The organism is Acidobacteriota bacterium, assembly GCA_022340665.1.
Taxonomy (GTDB): Bacteria; Acidobacteriota; Thermoanaerobaculia; order Thermoanaerobaculales; family Sulfomarinibacteraceae; genus Sulfomarinibacter.
Map to the genome: position 1 here is coordinate 1 of JAJDNM010000099.1, position 10,563 is coordinate 10,563.

The window sequence follows — 10,563 nt, forward strand, 5'->3', positions numbered from 1 at the left end:
CTCCCGGCGTCGATGCGACCGAAGGTATGAGCCAGGTCTCGGTTGTGCCGGCCGAGGCTCCCAAATTCCTTCCGAACAGGTATTCGACCCCGATGCCGAGTGGATCGAGCCAGTCCGACAGGCGCGTTTCGGGACTGCCCTCTCCCGTCCACTGGCTGTGCAGCCGCGCGTACCAGTCGGGCTGGTTATTGCCGCACGCGGCGTAGCCGCCGCTCAGGTCGCCGATGCACAGGCCGGAGGCTTCATCGAAGAGGCACGCGCCCGAGGACCCTTCCTCGGTGGTGCCGACGTCCCAATCGTGAATTCTCCAGTGTCGCCCGTCGCCCGGAGAGGTCGAACCGCCGATGGTCGTGATTGCCGGCGGGTCGTTGTCGAAGCTGATGGATTTCTGATCGCCTGCGGGGTGGTGGATGGTGACAGTGCTGTCGGGGATGACACCGCTCCTGTCCCACCCGGAGTAGAAGACGTTGAAGGCGTCGTCTGGAACCTCGTCCAGCTCGAGCAACGCGAAATCGTATTGAAAATCGTTCTCCGAGTCGAATGAATGTGCGATCAGAGTGGCGCCGCTCTGGTTCTGATCGAGGCTGCCCCCGGACCATTCCTCGCAGGTTGCAGTCTGGTAATTCCAGTACGCCACGACCGTTGAGGCTTCGGTATCGGTCTCAACGCAGTGACCGGCCGTGTAGAAGTAGGGCGTGTCGTCCTCGGAGGTGTTGTTGATCAGCTGACCCGTGCAGAGGTACGAGCCCGTCCCGTCGGAAAAGGTGTAGCGTGCGACCGAACGTATCTGGTCCGCGAACCGGTTGCCCAGGGAACAGACCACGTTGATGTTGCAGCTCCCACGCTTCTCCGGAAAGCTATCTCCCGCGCGTTCGCCAAACTCCCGGTAACCGTGGCTCACCGAGCTGATTCGGAGATCGACGGGGCTTTCGACCGGCGAGTGGAGTTCGGCCACGATCTCGTCGCCCAGGACGACCGCCGTCCACAGTCCGCCGAAGGCGTTGCGGTCCTCCGCGGTGTACGGCCCCTGTACCCCTGATCCATCGGGGGCATGAACCCAGAAGGTGGCGCCCGCCGGGAGGTCGAACTGCTCCATGCCGAGGCTCAAGCTGAGGGCCCCCGGAGAAGAGAGGCGAAGCCGCCACAACCTCGATCCGTCGTCGAGGGTCTCCCAGGTGCCGCTGGCGTCGGTTGTGAGAGCGACCGTGTGGTTGATCGCGTATCTCGTCGGTGCGGGCACGTTCGACTGTCGCAGCACGGCATCCTCCGCGAGCAGTCGTTGGACGTCGACCGGCGGCATTCCCCGCCGCTCGATCGCGTCGAGGCTCCTGACGTCCGGGAGCGCACTGCGCGGAATCCGGCTGGCGCCCGCGGCGTGGACCGCCGGCGGGCCCGCGAGAACCATCACTGCAGCGATCAGCATCGCCGACGGGAATCGAAGTGCTCTGCGAAGATTCATGTGTTCCACCTCAATCTACAGACTGGCGCCGTCCTCCTTCCGGACGGGTGCCGCTGTTGTCTGGTGCGTCCACTGTCAGATAGTCACGAGTCTTCGATGGTGATCCGCTCTACCTTGACCGGGGTCAGCGGCCGGTCCTGTGCACTCGTCTTCGAGGACTCGATGGCCTCGACCACATCCATGCCTTCGATCAGCTTGCCGAAGACGGGATGCTTCGATTGACCGGGCGAAAACCAGTCGAGGAAGCTGTTGTGCTTGGTGTTGATGAAGAACTGCGACCCGCCGCTGTTGGGTCGTCCGGTGTTCGCCATCGACAGGGTGCCGGGTTCGTTCGAGATCTTCGCGTCCTCCGGGTGTTCGTCGGCAATCGTGCCGTGCGGAGGGCCTCCCGTGCCGCAGCGCGGGCTGTCCGGGTCCGAAGAGTGGGGGCAGCCGAACTGGATCATGAAGTCCTTGATGACCCGGTGGAAATGAAGCCCGTCATAAAAGCCGCTCTTTGCCAGCGAGATGAAGTTTTCGGCGGTAATGGGCATCTGGTCAAGAAAGATCTCGGCCTTGAAAGTACCCAGGGAAGTCTCGAACGTCGCGGTCGGGTTGGCCATTCTTTTTCTCCTCTTTTGCCGCAAGTGTCGCGCGGTCGTTTCACAATAACACGCGGTGAATTCGGAAGTCGGAAGTCGGAATTCGGGATTGTATAGCAGAGGTGTCCGATTGTCGCGCCTGGCGCTCGAAAAATCCTCGTGGCAATGGTTTGGAGAAAGCAGCCTTCCCTCCCGTCGCGTGCAGGCTAGACTGGGTCTTGGAGGCACGATGGTTTTGATGCGGCGCGTGCTGGTGTTGGTCCTTCTCGTGGCGTGGTTCTCGGCGATCGCTGCAGCACAGGACGCTGCGCCGGCCGAGAAAAACTTCATCTGGAGGGTGAGCAAAGGGAGCACCGACGTCTACGTCGTGGGGTCGATCCACGCTCTGAAGGAGGATGCCTACCCGCTGCCTCAGGCCTTCGAACGGACGTTTGAAGAGGCCGAGGTGCTGGTCTTCGAAATCGACCTCGGTGAGATGACGGCAACCGCGGTTCAGCTGATGTCTGCCGGATCACTGGCTCCGGGGACGACGCTCGAGCAGGTCGTCGGCGCGCAGACCTGGAAGGAGCTCGAGGCCCATGCCGAAGAGTCCGGGTTCAATCCGTCCGTCTTCTCCGGCATGAAGCCCTGGATGGCCGCACTCACCCTGACTGCATTCGAGCTGAGCAAACACGGTTATCTCTCGTCCTCGGGCCTCGACACGTATTTCATGCAGCGGGCGGACCAGGCGGGCAAGGAAACGCGTGCCCTGGAGACGGCCGAAGCGCAGGTCAGTCTTTTCGCGGATCTGACTCAGGAGCAGAGCAGAGCGTTTCTCCGCTACACGCTGAGGGACCTGGAATTGATGATTCCCGAGATGGAAGAGCTGTACATTCGCTGGCGCGCCGGAGACGTCGAATACGTCGAGCACATGATGCTCGAGGGCTTCGAGGAATTCCCGGATGTGTTCACGAGAATGGTGGGGGACCGGAATCGCGCGTGGGTGCCGCAGATCGAAGAACTCCTGGCCGGCGATCGTGACGCGATGGTTGTGGTGGGGTCGGCGCACCTGGTGGGCGACGAGGGCGTGATCGAACTCCTCCGAAAAAAGGGATACGCGATCGAGCGACTCTGACCTCATCACGATCCCCAGGCTCGGCGAATCTCGCACTTCGAATTTGGGATGTCGGATTTCCCCTCCAACCTCTCGGGGCCGTGGAAGCGAATGATCGGTAGGGGCGGCATACATGCCGCCCTTGGTCGTCCCAGTGGGCAGCAACGCTCATGGGCGGGATATATCCCGCTCCTACAAATCCGTTCTGCATTCGCAGGGGAGGGGTTTATCCCCTCCCGGACTATACTGCTTTCATGGCGTCGCCCGACACTGCTCCGGACCCAAACTCTCTCGTCAGTCTCGGTCGTCTCGTCAGGCGGCGTTGGCGGCGATTCCGGAGGAGGTGGTCGGCGCCGCAGGTCAAGTTCGTTTATCACGACATATACGCAACCTCCCTCGAAGGCTCGCCCGTCGATCCGGCTCGGGGGCAGAAGATCCTCGGCTTCCTGATGGACGAGGGCCTTCTCGAAGAGGATGAGATCTCGATACCGAGACGACCGGCGGTTCGCACCCTGCTCCGGGTTCACGATCACTACTACATCGACGCGGTGGGACGCGATCCCGAGGTGAGCGAAAAGATATTCGGGGTCAAGATCTCGGACGCCGATATCGAGAGGGTCGTGGAAGCGCAACGATTGGCTGTCGGTGGCACGATTCAGGCCACCCGGCTCGCCCTCCACGGTCGTTGCGTCGCGATCAATCTGAGTGGGGGCTTCCACCACGCAGGACGCGATCGCGGGATGGGTTTCTGCATTTTCAACGATATTGCGGTGGCGATCTCGCGGCTCCGGTCAAAGGGTTTTCGCGAGCCGGTGCTGGTCGTCGATCTCGATATCCACGACGGCAACGGGACGCGTGCGATATTCGCCCACGATTCGACGGTTTACACCTACTCGGTCCACAACGAAAACTGGGGCGACACCGAAGCCTCGGCATCCACCGCAATTGCCCTCGGGGATGGCGCAGGAGACGAAATCTATCTCGGCACCCTGCTCAAGACCTTGCCGGATGTGATGATGAAGGTCCGGCCGGGCCTCGTCATCTACGTCGCCGGGACGGATCCGGCGGCAGATGACGCCCTCGGAAACTGGAAGATCTCGGCTGACGGGATGTTCAGGCGTGATCGACTGGTGATCGAGCTGCTCAGGCACGGCCGGCGGAGGGTCCCGTTGGTCGTTTTGCTGGCGGGCGGCTACGGCAACGCAGCGTGGCGATACAGTGCGCGGTTCTTTTCCTGGCTGATCAGCGGGAAGGTGGCCAAGACCCCGGACAATGCGGAAATGGTGCTCCGCAGATTCCGGCGGATTCGCAGCTCTCTCGACCCCACCGACCTGACAACGGAGCCGAGCGCCTTCGAATGGCGGCTGACCGAGGAGGACCTGGTCGGTGTGCTTCCCGAAGCTCCGCAGAGGACGCGATTCCTTTCTCATCTATCCCGGCATGGGGTGGAGCTGCTGCTCGAGCGGCTCGGCCTCCTGGATCAGCTCAGGCTTCGCGGTTTTCGCCACCCGACGGTCGAGATCGACCTCTCCGGTAGTGTCGGCGATACCGTGCGCGTGTGGTCGGAGCCCGACCAGCGAGAGCTGCTGCTGGAACTGCGGGCCAGCCGAAGCTCGCGGGTGGTGCCCGGCTGTGAGGTACTGGTGGTCGAATGGCTGCTGCTGCAGAACCCGCGGGCTCATTTCGGTCCCTATCGCCGGCCTTTGCCCGGGCAGAAACACCCCGGGCTCGGTCTTCTCAAGGAAGTCTTCGGCTGGCTGGTCGTCGTGGCTGAGGTGCTCGAGCTCGATGGCATTTACTATGTACCGTCGAGCTATCACGTGGCGATTCAGAGCCGGCGCCGCGTGCGCTTCCTGGAAGCCGAGCATGAAGCCCTGGTGCGGAGCCTAGAGAGGCTATTCGCCGGAGAGTCGCTCGCCGAGGCGAGCAACCTGATCGCGGACGGGCGTGTGATCAACAGAACGACCGGCGAGGTGCTCGAGTGGCAGGGCTATCCGATGGTGCTGCCGGTGTCGGACACGCTGATCGAGATGGTCACCGGTGATGATTACGACAAGCAGGTAGCTGAAGAGATGGCGAAGCTGCAGCTCGAGGTCGTGGAGCCCGTGGGATAATTCTCCAGGGGGATCGAGAGTTGACCGAAGGCACATTCGCACACTCCCTGGTGATCGGATCGTCGTCGGGAATCGGTGAAGCTCTCGCTCGACGCCTTGCAGCGGGAGGCTCGCGGGTCGCCCTGGTTGCGCGTCGCGAGGACGAGCTTCGCCGGATCACGAAGGAGATCAACGACGCGGCGGGCGAGGGACGGGCGATCGCGGTGGTGCACGACGTGCGCGCGGTCGATGAGGTGCCGGAGCTGGTCCAGGAGATCGCTCGTCGCCTCGGCGGCCTCGACCTGGTGATCTTCGCGGCTGGCTCGATGCCGTCGGTCGCGCCGGACGAGTATGACACCCCCAAGGATCGCGAAATGATCGAGGTCAACCTGCTCGGCGCGGTGGCCTGGCTCAACCCAGTCGCCGATCGCATGGCGCGGTTGGGCAGGGGCACGATCGTCGGTATCGGCTCGGTGGCGGGTGACCGTGGGCGTGCGCCGAACCCAGTTTATTGCACGTCGAAGGCCGGTCTGCACGCCTACCTCGAGGGTCTGCGCAACCGGCTCGCGAAGCTCGGTGTCACGGTGGTGACCATCAAGCCGGGTTTCGTCGATACCGCGATGACCCGAGGTAAGGAAGGCCTGTTCTGGTTGATTTCGGCCGATCGCGCGGCGGAGATCATCCTCGAAAAGGCGGCCCACGGTGCGGTCACGGCGTACGTACCGGCGCGCTGGCGTCTGTTGATGACGGTTGTCCGTTCGATCCCATCGTTCATATTCACGAGACTCGGGATCTGAGCCGTGGACCTCAAGGACCGCCTCGAGTGGGTTGAGGGATGGGGCATGGCCGTGGGCGGCGCCGGATACGTGTTCCGGCCGAGCGGGGCTGCGGGAGTCACCGAAGCTCTGCAGGAAGCGCGGTCGGAGGGCCTGCCGATCGCCCTGCGCGGAGCGGGATGCTCCTACGGGGATGCCGCCCTTCGCCCGGAGTCGGCTGTCCTCGATCTTTCCGGGCTCGACCATGTGCTGGCCTGGGACCCTGAAGGCGGGACGATCGACGTCGAACCCGGTGTCAGCCTGGCCTCGTTATGGCGTGCGGGCATCGGCGACGGCTGGTGGCCGGCGGTGGTCACCGGGACCATGGAGCCCACGGTGGGCGGCATGCTGGCGATGAACGTCCACGGCAAGAACAACTGGCAGCGCGGAACCATCGGTGAGCACTGTGTCGAGTTCGACTTCGTCACCGCTGACGGCGAGTCCCGAACCGTCTCCCGGGCGAGGAACGCCGATCTGTTCCACCAGGTCATCGGCTCGTTCGGCCAGCTCGGAATCATCACTCGTGCGCGGCTGAAGATGAAGAAGGTGCATTCGGGAATGATCGAGGTCAAGGCGATCTCGGCCCCGGACCTGGAAGCCATGCTGAGCCTTGCCGACGACGCCAAGGACAAGTGGGAGTACGTCGTCGGGTGGATCGACGCCTTTGCTCGCGGTCGCAACCTCGGTCGCGGTCTGCTGCACTTCGCGCGCCACCTCGACGAGGGCGAGGACCAGGATGCAGCCGCAAGCCTGGATGCCGCGGCGCAGGATCTGCCGGGCAATCTCTTCGGAGTGGTGCCCAAGGGTCTCATGTGGCGATTCCTGAAGCCGATGACCAACCGGGCCGGGATGCGCCTGATCAATCGTGCGAAGTACCTCTCGGGGAGCACGATCGGCGACGAGAAAACATACCGGCAGTCCCTGGCCGCGTTCTCCTTCCTGCTCGACTACGTGCCGAACTGGAAGAAGGTGTACCTCCCGGGCGGGCTCATCCAGCACCAGAGCTTTGTTCCGGCGGTCGGTGCCGAGCAGGTCTTTCGCGATCAACTCGAGATCTGCCAGGAGCACGGCATGCCCTCGTTCCTTGCGGTGCTCAAGCGCCACCGGCCCGACGCCTTCCTGATGAGCCATGCGGTTGACGGTTTTTCGCTCGCACTCGATTTCCCGGTGATTCGGGGACGGCGGGAAAAGCTGTGGTCGATGATGCGGGCGCTGGCCGAGCCGGTGGTTTCGGCGGGCGGACGATTCTACCCGGCCAAGGACGCCGCATTACCTCCGGATCTGTACCGCTCGTCTTTCCGCGACGGCCAGCTCGATCAATTTCTCGCTCTCAAGGCGGAGCTCGATCCGAGTTGCGTCCTTCGCTCCGCCCTCGCCGATCGTTTGATTTATGGGAACTGAGAGAGCCGGCGCGGGATCTGTAGGGGCGGCATATATGCCGCCCTTGTCCGATCCCTCCCATGTGTGCCTTCAAGGGCGGCATATATGCCGCCCCTACGGTTTCTGTCGTAGGGGAGGGGTTTATCCCCTCCCTTGCGCGCAGGGAAAGGTTTTGGCGATCTTGGCGTCTTCGCGGTTCAAACACCGATGCTATCTGGTAATGGTGGCCGTAGGTTTGCTGCTGACGTCCACCCTGGCGGCCGCTGATCGAGACCAGCTCCTCTACCACGCGGAGACGCTCGACGGCCGTGTGATTCAAAGCCAGGGCGCCGACACGCCCTTCAACCCGGCGTCGCTGGTCAAGGTCGGAACATCCCTGTGGGCCCTCGAGAGCCTCGGCCCTGATCACAGGTACCGCACCGTCTTCGGTGTCGACGGGGAGTGGGACAAGGCGACCGGTCGGCTCGACGGATCTCTCGTGGTGCAGGGGTGGGGCGACCCGGACATGCAGCCGGAGAATGTCTTCCTGATCGCCAGGCAGCTCAACCGGCTTCGGCTCTCCCGGGTGGACGGGCGGCTGAGAATCGATGGCGACTTCTGGATCGGCTGGGAGAACGGTGTCGCCAACAGCCTCCGCGATCCGCAGGAGCGGGCGGCGCGCATGGGGCGCAGGCTGCGCGCTGTACTCGATCCCCGCCGCTGGGATCGATCGACCCGCGCCGCCTGGGAGGCGATGTGCAAACGGCGTGGCTGGGACCCGAAGGATCCGCCACGGGTAAAGATCGTCGGGTCGATACAGGCGGGGGCGCCGGCTGACTGGACACCGGTGGTGGTTCACCGCTCGAACCCGCTGCCGGTCCTGCTCCGGCGCTTCAACGTTTACTCCAATAACGACATTATCCGGGTCGCTGAGGGCCTCGGAGGCCCCGAGGGTTTGGAGGCATTTCTCGAGGAACGGCTGCGTCTCGCGCCGGAAACGCTCGAGCTCGAGACTGCTTCTGGAGAAGGCCATAACCGCCTGACCGCCCGCATGGGCGTGAGCCTGATGCGCGCATTCGTAGAAACCGCCGCAGGTTTTGGTTTTGCGCCTGGCGATCTCCTGCCGGTGATCGGATGTGATCCGGGATCGACCGACCGAAAATTTCCGAAGCTCGCCCGCCCTGGCAGGACGGGCAGCGTGGTCGTCAAGACCGGCACGTTGATCAACACCGACGGCGGGGTAGCCGTCCTCGGCGGCGTGTTTTCGACACCTGCCAACGAGATCGTCCTTTTCTGCACCGCAGCCCGCAGCACGGGCTGGGAAGAGCTGCACTGGCGCGGCCTCCAGCAGTCGTGGCTGATCGATCTGGTTGCCGAAACCGGAGGGGCGGTGCAGCGATCGTGCGGCGGCGATCTGCCATTCTCGGACACCTATGCCGAGGTCGAGTGGGTGGTTTCGTGGGACTCCCTGTAACCTCCCATCCACCCACCCAAATAGGAATGAGGAGTTAGGAATTAGGAATGCCGCCCACCCGACCGCGTATCAGGGAGGGCGGTTGGGAATTCCTCATTCCTAATTCCTCATTCCTAATTCGCGAGATCGCGCTATCCTCTCCTCCCGGAGGAAGCCATGCTGCGTGATGACGTCAAGAGAATCTGGCCGGAGCTCGAATGGATTGCCGATGAGGATCTGCGTTCGAAGACGACGGACTGCTGGGAGCGCGCATTCGAGTACTCGCCGCTTACGCCCGCCGACCTCGAGCGAATTCCGTTCACTTTGAAGGTGCCCGATTGCCCGGTGACCTTCATGGCCCACAAGCGGGCGGTCGTGCACGTCGCGCGGGATGCGGCGAAGTCCGTCGAGCAGTTTTTCGGTGAAGCCCTACCCGTCGACATGGACGTGTTGATCGCAGGAGCGATACTTGCCGACGTCGGCAAGCTCCTGGAGTACGAGGAAGACGGGGAAGGCGGCAGCCGGCAAAGCGCGCGGGGCAAGTACCTGCGCCACCCGTTCACCGGGGTGTCCGTCGCCATGGAGTGTGGAGTGCCGGATGCCGTGTGCCACATCATTGCGACTCATGCTGGCGAGGGCAACATGGTGGACCGTACGACCGAGGCCTGGCTCGTTCACCACGCCGACTTCATGACCTACGAGCCGTTCGTCAAGCGACTCGAGTTGTGAGGGCGTTCTCGCCTCCCCGCGCGTTGCGGATTTCGAGCTCCGAATTACTGACGCCCTTCGGGCGTCGTGACTCCCCACCATCAGCGAGTGGCCGTAAAGCCTCCCACCCCGCCTCTCCGGCTCAGCCTCCGCTGAGCCTGCGACCCCCACGGCTACGGCCAAGTATCGCTGCTGTCGGTGAGTTCCGAATTCCGAATTTGCACGCCATTTTTTTCGTGGCTTTCGTGTTGGTCGCTGCGCCCCTGTCCTCGGCAGAGAACGAACAGCAGCCGGCCGAAGATGTCGGCACCATCATGGTCGCCTTTGGCGCTCACATCGACACACATCCCATGGCCGGTGCGGACGACCTCTACAAGTTCCTCCACCAGGCCGTGTTCGGCCCCGGACACGCGATCTCGAATAGGGAGGCTGCGGAAAGGTGGATGCATCGGGAGCTCGCCGATCTCGGTCCGTCCATCGAGGGCGAGCCGTTTTGCGAGGCCCTGGGCGGAGAGCCACTTCTGGTCAGGGTCAACCTCCGCCCGTTCCTGGCAAACGGTCGGGATCCGGCAGAGCTGGTCGACGCTTTCGTTTCCAGCGCCGACGGAAACCACGGGACCGCTCGAAGAATGCGGGTCGTCCTGGAGCTGGCGGCGAGCTACCTGGGGTGCGCGGGGCGTGGCGAGCTGGCGCCGGCCCTCGAGGCTCTTGCCGCCGAGCTCGGCGAGCGTGATTTCCCGGCCATCCACCATAGTGAGGCTTACCTGGAGGCCTACCGTCCGGCGTACCGCGTTGTCCTCGAATCGCTCGCCGCTGCTCACGGCTGGTGCGAATCTCGCTAGGGCGTGTTCAATGCAAAGAAGCAGAGGCGAGAAGGAGAAAAGGGGAGGGTGGGTGGAAAATCCGAAATCCGAAATGACATGATGACGGGCTCGTCCGACGAGCCCAGTCAGAATGTCATCCCGAGCGAGCGCAGCGAGCCGAGGGATCTTTGTGGTTGGG

9 protein-coding genes are annotated in these 10,563 nt (G+C 63.4%); 7 read left to right on the forward strand and 2 right to left on the reverse strand.

Annotation, left to right across the window (positions count from 1 at the left end; genetic code table 11):
* Positions 1–1,459 (reverse strand): lysyl endopeptidase (locus LJE93_11830; protein MCG6949594.1); only part of this gene is annotated, 1,459 nt, incomplete at its 3' end.
* An 83-nt stretch (positions 1,460–1,542) separates the two neighbouring features.
* The gene (locus tag LJE93_11835; GenBank protein ID MCG6949595.1) at positions 1,543–2,061 is read right to left on the reverse strand and encodes a peptidylprolyl isomerase; all 519 of its coding nucleotides are present in this window, start codon (positions 2,059–2,061) and stop codon (positions 1,543–1,545) included.
* Between the two features lie 208 nt (positions 2,062–2,269).
* Here LJE93_11835 and LJE93_11840 point away from each other — a divergent pair, with 208 nt between their 5' ends.
* The 7 genes from LJE93_11840 (at position 2,270) to LJE93_11870 (ending at position 10,403) form a co-directional block, all read left to right on the forward strand.
* Entirely contained in the window at positions 2,270–3,154 is an 885-nt protein-coding gene (locus tag LJE93_11840; protein ID MCG6949596.1) for a TraB/GumN family protein, read from the forward strand.
* 233 nt (positions 3,155–3,387) lie between these two features.
* Entirely contained in the window at positions 3,388–5,247 is a 1,860-nt protein-coding gene (locus LJE93_11845; protein ID MCG6949597.1) for a histone deacetylase, read from the forward strand.
* A 20-nt stretch (positions 5,248–5,267) separates the two neighbouring features.
* Positions 5,268–6,023, forward strand: coding sequence for an SDR family NAD(P)-dependent oxidoreductase (locus tag LJE93_11850; GenBank protein ID MCG6949598.1), 756 nt, complete (start codon positions 5,268–5,270; stop codon positions 6,021–6,023).
* A gap of 3 nt (positions 6,024–6,026) precedes the next feature.
* Positions 6,027–7,442, forward strand: a complete 1,416-nt coding sequence (locus LJE93_11855; GenBank protein MCG6949599.1) for an FAD-binding oxidoreductase — start codon at positions 6,027–6,029, stop codon at positions 7,440–7,442.
* A 199-nt stretch (positions 7,443–7,641) separates the two neighbouring features.
* Positions 7,642–8,874 (forward strand): D-alanyl-D-alanine carboxypeptidase, encoded by a 1,233-nt coding sequence (locus tag LJE93_11860; protein MCG6949600.1) that lies wholly within the window; start codon positions 7,642–7,644, stop codon positions 8,872–8,874.
* Positions 8,875–9,030: 156 nt separating this feature from the next.
* Complete coding sequence (locus LJE93_11865) at positions 9,031–9,582, forward strand: HDIG domain-containing protein (protein ID MCG6949601.1); 552 nt, start codon at positions 9,031–9,033, stop codon at positions 9,580–9,582.
* A 215-nt stretch (positions 9,583–9,797) separates the two neighbouring features.
* Positions 9,798–10,403, forward strand: a complete 606-nt coding sequence (locus tag LJE93_11870) for a hypothetical protein (protein ID MCG6949602.1) — start codon at positions 9,798–9,800, stop codon at positions 10,401–10,403.
* The last annotated feature ends 160 nt before the right edge of the window (positions 10,404–10,563 follow it).

What these genes read in the sequence shown, in the direction of transcription:
- LJE93_11845 (MCG6949597.1), top strand. Translation starts at nt 3,388, where the DNA reads ATGGCGTCGCCCGACACTGCTCCGGACCCAAACTCTCTCGTCAGTCTC.
- LJE93_11865 (MCG6949601.1), top strand. Translation starts at nt 9,031, where the DNA reads ATGCTGCGTGATGACGTCAAGAGAATCTGGCCGGAGCTCGAATGGATT.
- LJE93_11840 (MCG6949596.1), top strand. Translation starts at nt 2,270, where the DNA reads ATGGTTTTGATGCGGCGCGTGCTGGTGTTGGTCCTTCTCGTGGCGTGG.
- LJE93_11860 (MCG6949600.1), top strand. Translation starts at nt 7,642, where the DNA reads ATGGTGGCCGTAGGTTTGCTGCTGACGTCCACCCTGGCGGCCGCTGAT.
- LJE93_11835 (MCG6949595.1), bottom strand. Translation starts at nt 2,061, where the DNA reads ATGGCCAACCCGACCGCGACGTTCGAGACTTCCCTGGGTACTTTCAAG.